General features: G+C 62.5%; 19 protein-coding genes. 6 read left to right on the forward strand and 13 right to left on the reverse strand.

Annotated elements, in window-relative coordinates; all coding sequences use genetic code 11:
* Positions 1-208 precede the first annotated feature (208 nt).
* Positions 209-412 carry a hypothetical protein gene (locus EDD30_RS28355; RefSeq protein ID WP_071808625.1) on the forward strand — a complete coding sequence of 68 codons (204 nt, stop codon included), beginning with the start codon at positions 209-211 and terminating at the stop codon, positions 410-412.
* Position 413: 1 nt separating this feature from the next.
* Positions 414-647, forward strand: a complete 234-nt coding sequence (locus EDD30_RS28360) for a zinc ribbon domain-containing protein (RefSeq protein WP_071808624.1) — start codon at positions 414-416, stop codon at positions 645-647.
* A gap of 1,492 nt (positions 648-2,139) precedes the next feature.
* On the opposite strand, the gene EDD30_RS38455 is transcribed toward EDD30_RS28360, so the two are convergent.
* Positions 2,140-2,577, reverse strand: coding sequence for a hypothetical protein (locus EDD30_RS38455; protein ID WP_143162974.1), 438 nt, complete (start codon positions 2,575-2,577; stop codon positions 2,140-2,142).
* Between the two features lie 232 nt (positions 2,578-2,809).
* Here EDD30_RS38455 and EDD30_RS28365 point away from each other — a divergent pair, with 232 nt between their 5' ends.
* Positions 2,810-3,295 (forward strand): hypothetical protein, encoded by a 486-nt coding sequence (locus tag EDD30_RS28365; RefSeq protein ID WP_071808623.1) that lies wholly within the window; start codon positions 2,810-2,812, stop codon positions 3,293-3,295.
* Positions 3,296-3,382: 87 nt separating this feature from the next.
* Here EDD30_RS28365 and EDD30_RS38460 read toward each other — a convergent pair whose 3' ends face one another.
* The 10 genes from EDD30_RS38460 to EDD30_RS28405 form a co-directional block, all read right to left on the reverse strand.
* Positions 3,383-3,940 carry a hypothetical protein gene (locus tag EDD30_RS38460; protein ID WP_143162973.1) on the reverse strand — a complete coding sequence of 186 codons (558 nt, stop codon included), beginning with the start codon at positions 3,938-3,940 and terminating at the stop codon, positions 3,383-3,385.
* A gap of 325 nt (positions 3,941-4,265) precedes the next feature.
* A complete protein-coding gene (locus EDD30_RS28375; RefSeq protein ID WP_143162972.1) occupies positions 4,266-4,592 on the reverse strand; it encodes a hypothetical protein in 327 nt (108 codons plus the stop codon).
* 157 nt (positions 4,593-4,749) lie between these two features.
* Positions 4,750-5,343 carry a hypothetical protein gene (locus EDD30_RS28380; protein ID WP_143162971.1) on the reverse strand — a complete coding sequence of 198 codons (594 nt, stop codon included), beginning with the start codon at positions 5,341-5,343 and terminating at the stop codon, positions 4,750-4,752.
* A gap of 110 nt (positions 5,344-5,453) precedes the next feature.
* Positions 5,454-5,777 carry a hypothetical protein gene (locus tag EDD30_RS28385; RefSeq protein WP_071808619.1) on the reverse strand — a complete coding sequence of 108 codons (324 nt, stop codon included), beginning with the start codon at positions 5,775-5,777 and terminating at the stop codon, positions 5,454-5,456.
* A complete protein-coding gene (locus tag EDD30_RS28390) occupies positions 5,774-6,697 on the reverse strand; it encodes a WXG100 family type VII secretion target (protein WP_071808618.1) in 924 nt (307 codons plus the stop codon). The genes EDD30_RS28385 and EDD30_RS28390 overlap by 4 nt, the downstream gene beginning before the upstream one ends.
* Positions 6,698-6,709: 12 nt before the next feature.
* A complete protein-coding gene (locus tag EDD30_RS39355; RefSeq protein WP_170047628.1) occupies positions 6,710-6,868 on the reverse strand; it encodes a hypothetical protein in 159 nt (52 codons plus the stop codon).
* A complete protein-coding gene (locus EDD30_RS28395; protein ID WP_143162970.1) occupies positions 6,868-7,242 on the reverse strand; it encodes a hypothetical protein in 375 nt (124 codons plus the stop codon). The genes EDD30_RS39355 and EDD30_RS28395 overlap by 1 nt, the downstream gene beginning before the upstream one ends.
* 54 nt (positions 7,243-7,296) lie before the next feature.
* On the reverse strand, positions 7,297-7,662 hold the full coding sequence (locus EDD30_RS40945) for a hypothetical protein (RefSeq protein ID WP_244945428.1): 366 nt from the start codon (positions 7,660-7,662) through the stop codon (positions 7,297-7,299).
* A gap of 45 nt (positions 7,663-7,707) precedes the next feature.
* Positions 7,708-8,298, reverse strand: coding sequence for an ATP-dependent DNA ligase (locus tag EDD30_RS40950; protein WP_244945429.1), 591 nt, complete (start codon positions 8,296-8,298; stop codon positions 7,708-7,710).
* Positions 8,299-8,373: 75 nt separating this feature from the next.
* Entirely contained in the window at positions 8,374-8,580 is a 207-nt protein-coding gene (locus tag EDD30_RS28405) for a helix-turn-helix transcriptional regulator (protein ID WP_071808616.1), read from the reverse strand.
* A 157-nt stretch (positions 8,581-8,737) separates the two neighbouring features.
* On the opposite strand from EDD30_RS28405, the gene EDD30_RS39360 reads away from it, so the two are divergent.
* Complete coding sequence (locus EDD30_RS39360; protein WP_170047626.1) at positions 8,738-8,893, forward strand: hypothetical protein; 156 nt, start codon at positions 8,738-8,740, stop codon at positions 8,891-8,893.
* 170 nt (positions 8,894-9,063) lie between these two features.
* Here the strand turns inward: EDD30_RS39360 and EDD30_RS28410 are convergent, their stop codons facing one another.
* Both EDD30_RS28410 and EDD30_RS28415 read right to left on the reverse strand, forming a co-directional pair.
* Positions 9,064-9,867 carry a GntR family transcriptional regulator gene (locus tag EDD30_RS28410; RefSeq protein WP_084557302.1) on the reverse strand — a complete coding sequence of 268 codons (804 nt, stop codon included), beginning with the start codon at positions 9,865-9,867 and terminating at the stop codon, positions 9,064-9,066.
* A gap of 55 nt (positions 9,868-9,922) precedes the next feature.
* On the reverse strand, positions 9,923-11,050 hold the full coding sequence (locus EDD30_RS28415) for a radical SAM protein (RefSeq protein WP_071808613.1): 1,128 nt from the start codon (positions 11,048-11,050) through the stop codon (positions 9,923-9,925).
* A gap of 1,270 nt (positions 11,051-12,320) precedes the next feature.
* On the opposite strand from EDD30_RS28415, the gene EDD30_RS28420 reads away from it, so the two are divergent.
* Together EDD30_RS28420 and EDD30_RS28425 are read left to right on the forward strand one after the other, a co-directional pair.
* Entirely contained in the window at positions 12,321-12,887 is a 567-nt protein-coding gene (locus tag EDD30_RS28420) for an ArsR/SmtB family transcription factor (RefSeq protein ID WP_071808612.1), read from the forward strand.
* Between the two features lie 27 nt (positions 12,888-12,914).
* Entirely contained in the window at positions 12,915-14,147 is a 1,233-nt protein-coding gene (locus EDD30_RS28425; protein WP_071808611.1) for an MFS transporter, read from the forward strand.
* The last annotated feature ends 161 nt before the right edge of the window (positions 14,148-14,308 follow it).

Consider the following 14,308-nt stretch of genomic DNA (forward strand, 5'->3'; position numbering starts at 1 on the left):
GTGTGGTTCGACGGTAGGGGCGAGGAATCCGCGGTCGCCGCGCCCGGCGGCCACGGTCGCCTACCGGCACTGCGATGTCGCCGGGTGCCTTGTAGAACCCTGCAACGAAGGTGCGGTCCTGCTCTGGGACGCGATCTTTGATGCGTGGCACGGCACGGGCTGGGTAAACCCCTGCCCATCACGCGTCGACCATGAAGGAGCACACGACATGATTCCCAACCTGATCCGGCGGTTTGTGGTGATGGCGGTCGCCGTGCCGCTCGCCGCGGCTGGCGCGCGCAAGCTCAGCGACGTGGTGGAGGCGCGGCGTGGGCCGAGCCGAGCGACCCGTCTGCTGCGTCAGGGCGCCGACACCCTGCAGGGACGGTTCGGCCGGAAGAAGAAGTCACGCCGCTTCGCGTTCGGCCGCTGAGATGTTCCTTCTCGTCGGCATCCGTACCAAGGAACGGTTGCTCTCCACGGTGACGCTGGTCGGCGAGATCTGCGGCGTGACGGCGCCTCAGAGCGTTGTCCGGACTTCGACGAAGTTCACCGCGTTCTTCATCCCACTTTTCCCCGTCCGGCCCAGCCGGTATCGCTTGGAGTGCGGCAACTGTGGCGCCGCCCGGGCGGTGGATGCGGGTTCGGCGGCTCGCCTCGCCGCGTAGGCGCCGGGCGGGTGGAAGGCTGAGGTGCCGACCCGACCTGGCATCGGAGTCGGTTTCCCTGTGCACCATGTGACGCCTTCGGGATGGCTCCGCCTCGCGGTCGATGCACTCACATGCCGCCGACAAGGCGCGTTCTGCCGTCGCGCATCACGTGGCAGACGACTGTCGCGCATCACGTGGCAGACGACTGTCGCGCGTCACCCGACGGAGGACACTGCCTGCTGCCTGCTGGTTGTTCAAACTTTCTGTACGTCTTTCAAGGCGGCCCGAAACGGGCCGCTCACGCCGTCGACTGGGCGCGTGGCCTGTCTGCCGCTGTCGCTCGGCCAGGCCACGCAAGACCGCCCGTCGGCTGGCGTGTAGGGCGGACAACCACGGGCCGCCGACAGACAAGACACAGCAGAGCTGGCGAAAACAGAAGGCGATAGCCGACCGGGGGCAGGACCTGAGCGACGCGGCCGAGCTGCCGCGCCGGAGGGCGCAAGGCCGGTTGCGGCCGTCGAGCGCCGGGTCCGGCGGCGCGCATGGTCCCGGGCCGCCCCTCCACCGTCAAGAGCGCTGCGCGTCGCACGCGACGGCCCGCAAGCGGGCCGCTCTTGAGCGGCGGAGCCTCTGCGGCCCTATGCGGGCAGGGGGTCAAGCGGCAGGCCGGTGGCCTGCCCGCGTAGGTCGCACGCCGCCGGACCCGTCACCGACTCCACGACATCGGGGCCCGAGGGTTGGGTGTCAAGGCTTCCTTGACACCCAACGGCCGATCAAGGGCTTCCGGGAAGAGGGCGCGGGTCCGTGAAAACGAAGGCACGGTAGCTCTTTAGAGGCGTCAACACCACCACGACAGCTTGCCTCCCGAGTGCCGCCTGACCCAAACCACTTGGCAACTGAACCTCGTTAAATATTAGCGGAGGCTCGGCATGCCCCGCTTTGATTGTTCGCGGAGTGTTATCTAATTGTTGACTACTCGTCTTGGGCCAAATCTGAATAGATCCAAATGACCACGCCGGATCACCCCGCCATTTAAGAGTGATCGCTCTAACCTCAATATCGGACCGCCCGGCATTGTTAATCTCGACCGCGAGATTCCCAGTCCTGAGAGTGAGCGTAGCCACCACGCGAAGCCAGGGACCTGAACGTCGCCAGCTATAGACACTCCAGGCAGCGTTAGCCACCCCAAGAAGCAGACCGCCGATGGCTAGTCCGCGCGCAAGGCAGTCCGGCTCAGCGGCCATCTCATCGGAGATTCGACGATCGAGAATCCATCAACCTATGATGACGTAGCTACGACCGTCATGAACGGGGTTTCGCCGAAGCTACGGAGTTCCTGATGAGGAACGTCAAACGTGTCTGCTACGTGCCCGATGGACCAGGTACCAAGGGTGAACAGCGGTACCTACGACGATGATCCGTAGACAGCCCCTTTGCCAGAAAAGCACCCAAACACCATGAAGTCGTCACAGATCAACGAGATTCCCAAGCTGACGGTGTTCGACCTGCGTCAGATCCGGTTGTAGGAGAGCGGGATCATGGATGACTGCTGGCCGCGGCGTCGATCGTGCCATCGTACGAGTGCCTGTCGAGCGTCCCGCGTCGCGAGCGACCGAGTAAGCGTCAGATACAGCGACTGATTGGGATGCAGCTCCCGTACCGGCATCTTGGGCCATAAGGCCGAGACGTCGGGCTCAGTCAGTTCCAGAGATTTTCCGTCTTCGTCGAACACCTGAACGTTAACCTGCTTCATGACGGCTGGCCCCTGGTTCGTGACTAGGAGTCGAACTTCGTTGGTCGGACCTGACTTGAGCTGAGCGCGAATCAGATCGAGCTGCACCCGGGGAGTAGCCGCTCGGTCCTTCAACCAAGTACGGACCACGCCAAGCCAGAGGCTGAGAATGCTGACCGCAAGTCCCAGCCACGCCGCAACGGTCGTCGCCTTCATGCTTGGCAGGCTAGGCGATGGCCGCGACAAGGGGTGAGTGACTAAATGGGTGACGACCGAGGAGCACAGCGCCGGACGACCACGGACTCCGACGGACCGTCTGCGCAGCTCAGAAGTGGTCACACCGCCGGCAAACCCTCCATGATCATTCGTTCGGGACGAAGGACTCCAGCCGGCGCGGCGTAGAGGGTGACTCCGCCGAGTTGGTCATGTAGGCCGCGATGATGATGAGATGACCGCGCCGCTGCCGTCCGACGGCCATCGGTTTCGCGACCCGCGGACCCACCTCGCCACCCTCGCGTCCGGTGACGTCATCGTCATTTGCCCTCGTTGCGCTGGCCCTGCCATCGTGCGGCCGCACTCGGACGGATCTCGATATTCGATGTTCTGGCCCCGACGGCTGACCTGCACCGGATGCGCCTACTACGACTCATGGACCTCATCCAGCCCGTGGTACTGGGAAGGTCCGATCGATCCGTTCTTCCAGCAGCCGCTGTGGTTGCGGGCCAATTGCTGCGGAGGGAAGACCCTGTGGGCGTATCACGGCGAACATCTCGACCTTATCGAGGACTATGTCCGTGCTCGGCAGCGTGAGCGCGGTCCGGAACGCTCCTTCACCAGCCTGCTCGAGAAACTTCCTGCCTGGATCAAGGCGGCCGGTAACCGAGACGAGATCCTCCGGACGTGCCGGCAGTTGCGCGCGAAGCTGCCCGAGTGAACGGCGGCGAAGGGGTCGGGACCGCTCCTCGTCCGACGGGGGTCTTACACGCGCCGGCCTCACCGGCTCAACTACGCCACCGCTGGCTTAGTGGACGCGCCGGAGGTCGCCCTGCTCCCCGCGGGTCCACATGAGGCCGTGCGTGTCGGTGTACGTCACCTCGCAGTTGATACCTCGCTGTATGGACTCGAGGGACACGCCCTCCGGCCACGGAATTTCGACGCTCCAGGCGAGCCGCGTGTCGCCGCCGGCCTCAATGACTCGAATGGTGTCCGGATACTTCTGCTGCCGCCAATCGCCCTCGCCGTAGGGCATATTTTCCCACCAAATACGAGCCGTCAGTGACAAGATCGGTGCGTCGCCATAGTTGTTAATCGACACCACAACTTCGTCGATCTTCTGAAATTGGATGCCACTGCACACAGGCTGATGAACAATGACCGTGCGGGCCTGAGCCTCCTCTTTGCTCAACTGTTCGTTTCTAAGTCTTGATACATCGGCTTCACGGGCGATTCGTTCGCGCTTCAATCCCCTTGCGGCATAGATTAAAGTGCCAACCGTGCCGACCGAGCCAACCGCGGCGGCCCATGCCTCCAGCCAGTCTGCTTCGATTGCTGCCCCAAGGAAGTGCCACGTGGACGCCACGTCCTCCGACGGTACGGGTTGACCGGCAACCGCTCACGTAACCGCGGCTGGGCGAGCCGCGACTGAGTCCGGACGCTGCAAGGCAGCCAGCAAGTCCCTCGGTCGCAGCTTCGATCTTGGGTGCCTGGCTGTGCGACGCAGAGGTATCACATAGCGGGCTCCGAGTACCTGCGGTCAGTGCCGGATGGTAGCCCTGACAGCAACGATGACAGCAACCGGCCCGGACGAGCGCGGTTTGAGCGGGGCAGCCACGTACGGCTGTCCCAGCTCACGACCACAGGCGGACCGCGCCGGACGAGTCGCTCAGGACTTACAAGCGAGGGATCTACTCGTCGGGCCACTGGTGAACGCTGATGGTCCATGGATGGAGCGGTTCGTCGCGCTCTGCGATGTGGCCGAGTGGAAGACTCGCGAGTTCGGCGACGGTTGGGTCGGTATCCGCGAGATGCTTCATGCAGGCCACGACGCTCGCTCCGTCGTTCGGGTCGTTGACTCCATCCCCGACGAGCCAGTCGTTGTCCTCGTCGTGAATGACGACACGGGCCGGCTCTTGGCCCGTGAGCACGGTGCGTTGAATCACCGCGCCGAGGTGTTGGGGGAAGCGATCGTCCTCAAACGGGAAGATTACGTCTCGGAACACTTCACCTGGCATGAGGCGAGTATGAGGGTGCCCGGCTTGAGTCCGTGGCGCGGGCGGACCGACCTTCGAAGCTCGTGCAGCAAACGCGCCAGCTTAGCCAAGATCAAGAGGGGCTTGGGGGCAAGAGGTCCTACCTTGAGGGTTGGCCTCAAGCATGCGTCAGTCCTGTCTACTCGTTGTCGATCTTCGACATCGCCTTCCTGATAGCGCGGTCGATATCGGTGGCCGAAGCGTCGACTTTCCTGCCTGCGTCAACAATCAAGCCCCAGGTTTGGCGTTCGTTCTCCTCGGTGAACCACTTAGCCGGCACCAACTGATATCCGTGTTCCACAGCGCCCTCTAAACTCAGCAAGGCCGCATGCAAACTGTTCCATTCGTCCACCAGCTCGTCACCTTGGAAGAGCAAGCGAATGCGAATATCCATGAGGCGGGCCGTTGAAGCGTGACTTGCTGCGCGGGCGGCTACTGAGTCCCAGTCGTACGAATCATCATGCTCGCTGCGGCCAAAGAGAATCGCGAGGGAAGCATTAATATCGTGCAGCAGGTTGCCGATCTCGTAAAGGTTCGCGATGCGGTCTGGCCGCAACCTAGACGGACGCTCCGAGGCAAGTTTGCGCCGTTCTCTCTCGTTTTCAACCTCAATTCTATACTGCTCACGTGCATCCGTACGATCCTGAACGATCCTCACACCCCACAGGCTTGCCCCACCACCAACGAGCGCGCCGATCGCAACACTGATCAAGTTTGCCCACCACGGAGTCACCAGACGAGACTAGAGGTCAAGCAGCGCGAACCGACTCTGAACGCCCGCGCCGTGAGTGTCTAAGCGGGTGACAACCGGTGGCGACTATGTCGGACGGCCGTGGTGTGACGTCACGGAGTAATACCGCCAGCTTCGTCGGGCTCCGTTGGTTCTGACTGCTCGATGAACCGGTGACCTTCTGCGAGCAGGTCTTGCTGTTCCTCTGCTGTGAGTGTCTGGTATCGCTGCCAGAAGGTGTCGAACTGATCTGCGAGAGCCTCGCTGTAGATCGAGCTTGAGGCGGCGTCTCGAAGCGAGAGGTCGCCTTTGCGGACGCCGGACGCCATCTCGCGAAGTACGGCGTTGGGTCCGTCGGCAATCGAGGCGAGTAGCCGGTCGATGGCGCGGGCGCGGTAGGAGTCGCCGCCGGCCATGTCGAGGATTTCGGGGTTCATGCGGCCACCTCTGCTACCGGGTGCTGGTAGCCGGTACCGCCGGGCAGGGTAGGCAGGGTGATGGTGTCGAGGTCGTTCAGCGCCGATCCGAGTTTGGCTCGGAAGCCGGCGACGGCCGCGCCGGCGAGCTGGTAGAGCTCGGTTGCCTTGCCCCACAGGTTGAGCAGGTTGACGACTTCGAGGCCGGCGACCCCGTATCCGGCGACGGCACCCACGCCGGTCCACGACGTGGCAGTGCCCGCGGCGGCGGCGATGCCCGCGATGATGGCAGCGTCGACCATGCCTTTGATGATGCCGCCGAGGGCCTCACCGGCTGCCCAGACCGCGTCGGCCAAGGCTGTGTATTCGGTGGCCATCTGCTGCAGCGGCTCTTGCAGGGCGACGATGCCGGTGGACAGGTCGGTGAAGTAGTCGTACGCGGCGTCGCCGGCGTTGCCCTGCCACAGCGGGCGCAACGTGGTGGCGCCGGATTGGATATTGAGGGCCAGGTCGTGCAGGGCGGCGCTGGTGTTGCTGAGAACGGGTGCCATCGTCGCTACGGCTTCCCAGTCGCCGGAGAACCGTTCCTGGAGCCAGCTGATCGGGTCGAAGCCCAGGACGATGTCGAAACCCTTCATGGCCCACGAGGTCGGGCTGAGGTAGTCCATGAACCCGAGCGAGTTCGACGGATTCTCCGGCTCCGGTGGCGCGGTGAGACGATCGGTCACCTGTCGCGGGTCGGTGAACGGGACCGGTTTGCACACGATCGCGTTGAACTCGTACTCCAGCGGCGTCTGGCACTGCCCGAGCGCGGTCGGCAGGGACGCGTCGACGACGGCCGCGGCTTGGTGATCGGTGGCGAGGTAGTACCGAGCCGCTGCCGTGAGCTCGGGATGAGAGGCGCGGACGGTTGCGTCCAGGCGGGTCAGCGTGGCGTTCACCGTGGTGATCGCCTACTGGTGGCTGCCCGAGGCGATCTGGATCAGTTCGCCACCGGTCACCTCTTTGGCATGAGTGGCCACATAACCCTTGATGGCGGTCATGTCCTCGGCCGCGCCTTCGAGCTGCTTCGCGTATCCGGTCAGCGCTGCCGGCTCCACCGTCAGCGCCATCAGCGGGCTCCGCTACTGACGGCGACTAGGAGGATCACGCCGACGATGGTCGTGAGGACCGCGGCCAGCAGTAGCTGCAAAGCCAGCCGCGGCCGCGTGCCGGACGCCGCGAAGTGGCCCGCGCTGAGGGCGGCGGACAACAACAAGACCAGGCATGGCCAGAGCCGCGCACCGTCGGCGTTGCCGAGGAAGACATCGGAACCGACGAACAGGCCAAAGATGATGATCGCAGTGGCGATGCTGTACCGCAGGTTCCGGTATGCGTCGGTCTGGAACCGGTAGATCGCCAGCCGGGTGTCGTGTTCTACCTGCTGACGTTCCTCCGGCGACATCTTTTCGGCCGCTGCTTTGCCCCACCGTCGTCGGTTCGCCATAGCCAGCACGGTAGCAACATCACTGGTCGTCAGCGGCCCGGCGATGTCGAGGTATTAGGTCGGTGGTTGTGGGTGCCAGGGCTCGACGCCGGCCGGGCGGAGGTCGACGCGGACGCGCAGGTGTCGCACGGCGTGGCGGAATCGTCCGTGTTCGTAGGCCTGGTCGACGACGATTTCGGCCACGAGCAGCGGTTGGACCTGAACGTACTGCTGCGCTTCGCGCTGGTCGAGCTGGCCCAGCCAGCTGGGAGGCAGCGGGTGTGGCCACGGGTGATTGTCGGCAGCCCGGATCAGGAGTCGGGCGGCTTCCTGGCGTTGGCTGGGCCTGAGCGGGGTGGTCTGAGCGGCGTAGCGCAGTCGGTTGCGGTCGTCGAGGCGGCCGAGCAACAGGGTGCGGGGGGCCTCGATGGAGCCGGTCACGCCGGCGATGATGGCTTCGACCGTGGTCCGGCGTTTGTACTTCCATCAGCCGGGCCGGCCGGGTTGGTAGCGGCTGGCGAGGTCCTTGACGACCAGGCCCTCGACGCCGGTTACGGCGAGCTCGTCGAACCAGGTCCGAGCCATTGCCACGTCGGTGGTGTGGGGGCACAGCGCGACCGCGGGCGGCGCGGCGGCCAGCAGTCGTTCGAGCCGGGCGCGGCGTTCCTGCAGCGGCTGACCCGTCAGATCGGTTCCGGCGTCGGCGAGCACGTCGAACACCACCAAGGTGGCGGGACGGGCCGCGGCCCTCCGAAGGAGCTGGTGGCCGGCGATGACACGGGCGAGTAGATCCGTAAATGACGTTCGGCCGGTCACCGTGTCAAAGACGATCAGCTCGCCGTCGAGGACCGTGCCGGGCGCGACGGATTTATGCAGTGCGGCGGCGATGTCGGGGAAGTACGGGGTGAGGTTCTTGGCCTGGCGACTCTGTAGGTAGATGCCCGAGTCGTCGATGAAGGCGAGGCTGCGGAAGCCGTCGAACTTCGGTTCGTATGCGCACCCGCCGCGGCACATTGTGGGCTCGGGTAACTCGGTGACGCCCACCGCTCGCATCGGCTCGACCGGTGGTCTGAACACCCCGCGACGCTAGCGATCACCAGGCCGGCGGGGTGCGGAAACGCTGAGCCTGTCGACTGAACAGGTGTCGCGCGGCTAGTCCTCGGCGCCCGCCCGGGAGGGTCGCGACGCGATCCATGCTTCGACGTCCTCGGTGCGCCAGACATTGCCCATTGCCAGCTCGGCGACCGGGGTGGGGAAGTCGCGGCGGCTGGTGATCTGGTACACGCGCTGGCGGCTGATCCCGCCGAGCATCATGCGGATTTCGTGTGCCCCAACGAGCCGGAGCTTCTTGGTGGCCATGATCGCAGGCTAGGCGTGTGCCTGCTGGTCGCATGACGACTTCACGGAAACTAAGCACGCTCGCTAGCGTCATACGCTAAGAGCGTGTGCCTAGTAGGAGGTGAGGTCTGACGTGCGGTTCAAGATGTGGTTGAGGAATCCCGGGAGTGATCCTCAGGTGGAGATCATCGGCGATAGTGCGTGGTATTGGCGGTCGGGCCACTTCAGTCAACGCATCGAACGTTCCGTCATGGCGGAGCTGCTGTCGGAGGACGAAGTGCAACGGCTTCAGCTCCAGCCCGGCCGGTGGCTGCTGCCCGGCATCCCGCCATGACTCTGACTCCCTCCGCGAGCCCAAGCGTCAAGGGGCGGAGGTGATTGACCTGACAGGCTCGAGCTGTCGCTGACGAGCACGGCTCTGCACTCAATCTTGATCAAATCGAACATGCGTTCTAACGCAAGCACTTGACTCTCGTGCTCAGAGCCTGCGCCCATGGATCAGCGTCACCCACGGTCACAATTGACTCCAACCGTTTGAGTGTCGGAAGTCGGCTCCCGAAGCGGCTCAAGCGGTAGTTCGTACACGAGTAGGTGAGCTGATCCGTCGAGCACGATTTCGTGCACCTCAATGCAGCGGCCGGCTTCGTCATAGGTGTGGCGTGTGATCTCGGCAACTGGTGTGCCGGGGCTCAAGCTAAGGGCGTCGCGCTCAGCGGTATCTGGCATTCGGCAGCGTACGGTCTCACGGCTGCGCACGGGTTGGTGACGTCGATCGGCGTTCCTGCCATCCGCTGCGTGGCGGTCCGCGAAGGCGCAGGACCCGACGACGCTGGCTCCGCGGTCATGCGGGTACCAGCTTGTAGCCAGGCGCACGGTGCGGCCGTCGGTCGTAACGCGGCGGTGGTGGCGAAGGGCTGGGTCGCCGTTGTTCAGGCTCAAAGCGGCTACCACGGTCGGCGGCGGTGATAGGTCAAGGTCGACATCGAGGGTTGTCTCGGTGTCGCTGTTGGTGTGAACCGCATGGGGATCGTCGGGGCTGACAAGATTATGTCTGACTATCGGATTGAATCCGCGCACATAAGCTCCAGCGCCAACCCTGGTGATTAAGAGTCCTTCGGCCACAAGCGCCGCCACGGCCTTTTGCACTGTCTGGCGGGTGACCGTGTAGCGTGCCATCAGTTGGGACTGCGACGGTATGCGGTCACCCTCGTTGAGGCGCCCCGATTTGATATCCACACGGATATCATCAACAATCGCCATATAGCGAACACGATCTTCTCTGCTGTTCCTCATCTTTCCCTGGTTCATTGATCACCGGATACAAGGATTCGAGCTGCCGCAGGTGCGGCTCACGTCCATGTGTCTATAGGTGCCCGTTCTCTACGAGTGTGTTTTGTACGTGACGATAGAGGTACAGCAGGTCTGCACAATAGATGGTCTTACGGGAGAACCCGTCTTCCTCGCTGTATCGAGTAGATATCCGCCCTGCGCCGCAGCTGTCAAGAAACGGACAAGCTTGACACTCGTTCGGCAGGATTGAGGATGTGTCGGTGCAGTATTGAAAGAATTCGTGCTCGTAGAGGTCGTCGAAGGAGTTGTGAAAGATGGAGAGGCCGAGGTCGGTAAGCCGGTCGGTGCAGGACTTGAAGTTGTCGGTCGGTTCGATTGATCCGTCCGTCTCGATGACGGCTACCTGTACGGGCGCGTTGCCGACCTGGTCGGTCGAAGGGGCTTGGCCAAGCATTCCTTTCATGATTTCGACGAAGTAGCGGATACGTACTTCATCGTTGTTCTCTGCGACCCACGCGTCGAAGATCTCGGCGAAGAATCTCCCGTACGGCGTTTCCGGGTTGTCGAAGGTGAACTCGTACGGCGGGTGGGCATAGTTTCCCTCGGGCAAGAGGAAATTGAGGTTGCCAACACCGAGCTCGCGGAGGTGTTTGTAGGCTACGTCTCCGGATAGCGTGGGGTCCACGACGCTTACCACGCCCACCTGGAGACCCTTATCAGCCCAGGTCAGAGCCTTCTGGAGCCCTCGGACGGCGCGATCGTAGCTGCCTTTGCCGGCATGGTCGACGCGAAAGCGGTCATGCGCAATCTTGGGGCCGTCGATGCTGAAACCGAGGCGTGTACGCCACTGCGAGAGTAGTTCCCCCCACCCGTCATCGAACATAACGCCGTTGGTTTGCATCTTTCTTAGGGTTCGGATGCCTGCTTGGTCAACGCGATCGAACTGTTCCATCATCCACCGGCAGTCCTCCTTGGGCTGCAGGAGGGGCTCTCCGCCATGAAAGGTGATTTCGATATTGTCTACACCGCGACGTAGGCAATGATCAATCATCTTGGGAATCGCGGCTTCGACCACCGAGCGGTCCATGTATTTAGGACGATTCATAAAGGAGGTGTCGGCGCCGTTGTAGTAGTAGCAGTAGGAACAGTTCAGGTTGCACCACGAAACCGTCTTGATGATGTAGGTATCAATTCCCGGCATGATTGTCAGCCACCACTCTCTCGCTATCCGGTCGGTTGAATGGTAAAACCGAACCCTCCGCCCCGGGCAAAAGGCAGCCCAGGGCGGAGGGTTTCACGGGTTTGAAATCAGGACGCGAAAGCCCAGGCAGTGATGGTCTTCTCGGCAACCCGAGCTTCCTTGACAGCCTTGTTGAGAACAGCCATGGTGCACCTCCGTGAAAGGGTTTCCTTTGTCCGATCGGCTTGTCCCGATCGCTAAGCAAAACCTTATAAGGACGTTCTCGTTGGTGTCAACGCATCGAGGGAAGCGCATGCGCCAGCACCTTGGGTGAAGACTAGTTACATGCTCAGGTTCGGGGCCTGGAATGCGATTACTCCCTGTTTCGAGAATGAGGACGACGGCGCGATCTGAACGACTTTCGAGCCGCTTGGCGATGGGCCTTCAGGGGGATGGTGCGACCATCCGCAGCACGTTGCGAGCCATACCGTGAGCAGGGTATTTGCCTTGATCAATTAGCGAGAGTGGCATGTTTCCGGGCTTTCGGCGTCAATCCGTGCTGGCAGTAAACTCGACTACACGTGGTGACAGGTCAGTCAGCAGGACCTGAGGATCGACGCCTCCTCCGATCGGACGGCCTGTCGCGAGGGCGACAGACAATGCGGCAACCCGGAGGGTGTGCAGGAGGGCGGCCGCTGCGGACGCCCTGGTCTTCGACGGGCTGATCGGCGGCCAGCGGGGAGACGGTGCTGGATGACGCGTTAGGCGTGATTGCCGGCAGTTTCCGCTACGCGGGCAGACCGAGGCCCCGCTGCCCGGACAGGCCAGCACGATCATTCGGGAGATCGTGCCTGCATTCCGGGCTCTGCCGCGCCAACCGTGGGCGGTGCTCGGCGAGCCGGCTTCGGGCAGTAGCGTCTTCGCGCTGGAAATCGGGCTGATCGGCACTGGGATGACAGCGGGGAGCAACTGCTGTGCTGTTGGCGATCAACGTGTGGGATCCCAACAAGCCGTGGACGGACTCATGGCCCGCTGGCTGGCCAGGACTACGCCGATGCGCCCGCCGCCATCCGCGGTCGGTGGTCGAGTGTCTGGTAAAGCACTAGCTGGTGTCGCCGATACCGGAGACGGACCTTCCGCCGGAGTGCTAAGCCCCTGGCGGGATCCCCTGTCCATAAGGTTTGCACTGGTCAACCGTTTGTCTATACCGGGGTAGACGACAATCCGACACCCTGATAAGGTCCCCCTTATCGGGGCCGACCTCAGTCGACCAACATCCCAGGGGCCTGCTATGCCTGCACAGAGTTATGTTCCTCAGGCGCAACTTGAAATCACTACCAGTGAACAGATATCGGCCTTTTCTCATGCCACCCGACAGAAGATTCTGAGGGTACTAGTGCAGCGTCCCTGCACAAACAAGCAGGTTGCCGACGCGTTGGGCGAAACTCCTCCACGCATCTATCACCACATTCGCGAACTGGAGCGAGCGGGTCTCATTAAACTAGTGTATACCGCCCCCCACGGCAGCGTTATTGAGAAGTATTACGCAGCAGTGGCGCTGAGATTTAAGTTGGTCGCCGACTTCTCCGCCATGCCAGAGCAGGCCGCAGTGGCCTCATCGGCGTTGGTCGCTGCAGAAGAAGACCTGCAAACCGCAGTCACGCAACATCCAAATCAGCATGTGCACATCAGGATTCTGCATGAAAGTACCTGGCTCAACCCCGACGAGCGCCGCACGGTCGAAGACTTGATCGGCCAGCTCGGCGAGATCATGCAAAAATCCATCCAGTCAGGCCCACAGCATAGTAATGCGAAGCCCTTGAGTCTGCTCGTGCTGGCACACTACCCGGCCGATTGAATCGGCTCACCAAAAGGAGCAAGCGGTATGAGTGTGGCCCAATCGGTTTCAGGCCGATTAAGGCAGGCAACCGGACCGTTACACGGAAACTGGCGCTTCTCCACAGTCTGGTTCGGGCAGGCGCTTAGCTGCTTCGGTGATCCACTGCAGCGCATCGCGATCGTCTACATCATCCTGTCCCAGTACGGCGACCCTCTACTGCTCAGCCAGGTAGTGGTGGCTTTCGCCGTGCCCTCCGCCCTAGCCGCGCTGTTTGGCGGCGTCATATCCGACCGGTACAGCCCTCGCCGCGTTATGTTCTGGTCTGATATCGTCCGTGCGCTCTCCGCCGCCGCGCTGGCAGTACTTGCCGCTACCAACGGCTCTACCACCCTGATCACTATTGTCCTAGCGATCGCCGGCACGGCGGGCGGCGCCTTCTTGCCTGCTAGCCGCTCGGTTGTTACGAGCCTGGTCGATAGCAACAACCTGCAATCAGCTAACTCTCTGATGCAGATCAACCCCCAACTCGCCATGTTCATCGGAGCTCCGGTCGGAACTCTCATCGTTGCTGCCTACGGTCCCTCCACAGCGCTGATAATCAACGCCGTTTCGTTCATCATCTCCGCCATCTCCTGCCTCGCCATACCACGCATGACGGCCAGCATTGCCGCGTCGGGCCAGCGGATCATGAGTGAAGCTTGGGATGGAATTCGTTACCTCGCTCGTCACGGTGCTTTAACTGTGTTAGTGGTCATGGATATGGTCATTGACTTCGCCACCGCAGGCCAGCTCGCCGTGGGCCTGCCGATCCTGGCGCACGAAAGGGGCAACGCGGCCGATTTTGGCATCCTGCTCGGTGGTTTCGGCGCGGGTTCAATCCTCGGCCTGGTTCTCATGGCAGTCGTGCCTCCAATCAAACGCAGACGCGGCCTGCTGATCTGCTGGCTGCAGCTCGCCCAGGCTCCCTTGCTCGGCGCCATCGCCTTCACGGACATCGTTGTGTCCACGGCCCTACTGGCGCTAATGGCTGCACTGAACGGCGTAGCCTTGGTGTTGTATTTAGGCGTCATTCATGATTACACCGAGCCGCGTCTTCTTGGCCGAGTGATGGCTCTGACAGTTGTTGCGGGCCTATCGTTGCAACCCCTTGCGCAACTCGCTACTGGGTTCGCGGCCGAATTTGGCAACTCCGCACTACCCTTTATAGCCGGATCGCTCATCATGGCTATCGCAAGTGCGATCGCCCTGGGCTCGGCTCGTGTACGGAAGTTGGCCTGAGCCTGGCTCAGTCGTTGTCCTCGTCGTGAATGACGACACGGGCCGGCTCTTGACCGGTGAGCTTGAGTCCACGGCGCGGGTGACTAACTGCGTGACAACGGGCGCCGAGGGTCGGACGATCGTGGACGCTCATGGACGGTTCGCGCAGTTCAGAAGTGCCG

The sequence above is a fragment of the Couchioplanes caeruleus genome (assembly GCF_003751945.1).
GTDB lineage: Bacteria > Actinomycetota > Actinomycetes > Mycobacteriales > Micromonosporaceae > Actinoplanes > Actinoplanes caeruleus.

Excerpts from the sequence above, each read along its gene's own strand:
- EDD30_RS28355 (WP_071808625.1), top strand. The coding sequence starts at position 209 with ATGATTCCCAACCTGATCCGGCGGTTTGTGGTGATGGCGGTCGCCGTG.
- EDD30_RS28360 (WP_071808624.1), top strand. The coding sequence starts at position 414 with ATGTTCCTTCTCGTCGGCATCCGTACCAAGGAACGGTTGCTCTCCACG.
- EDD30_RS38455 (WP_143162974.1), bottom strand. The coding sequence starts at position 2,577 with ATGAAGGCGACGACCGTTGCGGCGTGGCTGGGACTTGCGGTCAGCATT.
- EDD30_RS28365 (WP_071808623.1), top strand. The coding sequence starts at position 2,810 with ATGACCGCGCCGCTGCCGTCCGACGGCCATCGGTTTCGCGACCCGCGG.
- EDD30_RS28375 (WP_143162972.1), bottom strand. The coding sequence starts at position 4,592 with ATGCCAGGTGAAGTGTTCCGAGACGTAATCTTCCCGTTTGAGGACGAT.
- EDD30_RS28385 (WP_071808619.1), bottom strand. The coding sequence starts at position 5,777 with ATGAACCCCGAAATCCTCGACATGGCCGGCGGCGACTCCTACCGCGCC.
- EDD30_RS39355 (WP_170047628.1), bottom strand. The coding sequence starts at position 6,868 with ATGGCGCTGACGGTGGAGCCGGCAGCGCTGACCGGATACGCGAAGCAG.
- EDD30_RS28395 (WP_143162970.1), bottom strand. The coding sequence starts at position 7,242 with ATGGCGAACCGACGACGGTGGGGCAAAGCAGCGGCCGAAAAGATGTCG.
- EDD30_RS28405 (WP_071808616.1), bottom strand. The coding sequence starts at position 8,580 with ATGGCCACCAAGAAGCTCCGGCTCGTTGGGGCACACGAAATCCGCATG.
- EDD30_RS28410 (WP_084557302.1), bottom strand. The coding sequence starts at position 9,867 with ATGAACCAGGGAAAGATGAGGAACAGCAGAGAAGATCGTGTTCGCTAT.
- EDD30_RS28415 (WP_071808613.1), bottom strand. The coding sequence starts at position 11,050 with ATGCCGGGAATTGATACCTACATCATCAAGACGGTTTCGTGGTGCAAC.
- EDD30_RS28420 (WP_071808612.1), top strand. The coding sequence starts at position 12,321 with ATGCCTGCACAGAGTTATGTTCCTCAGGCGCAACTTGAAATCACTACC.
- EDD30_RS28425 (WP_071808611.1), top strand. The coding sequence starts at position 12,915 with ATGAGTGTGGCCCAATCGGTTTCAGGCCGATTAAGGCAGGCAACCGGA.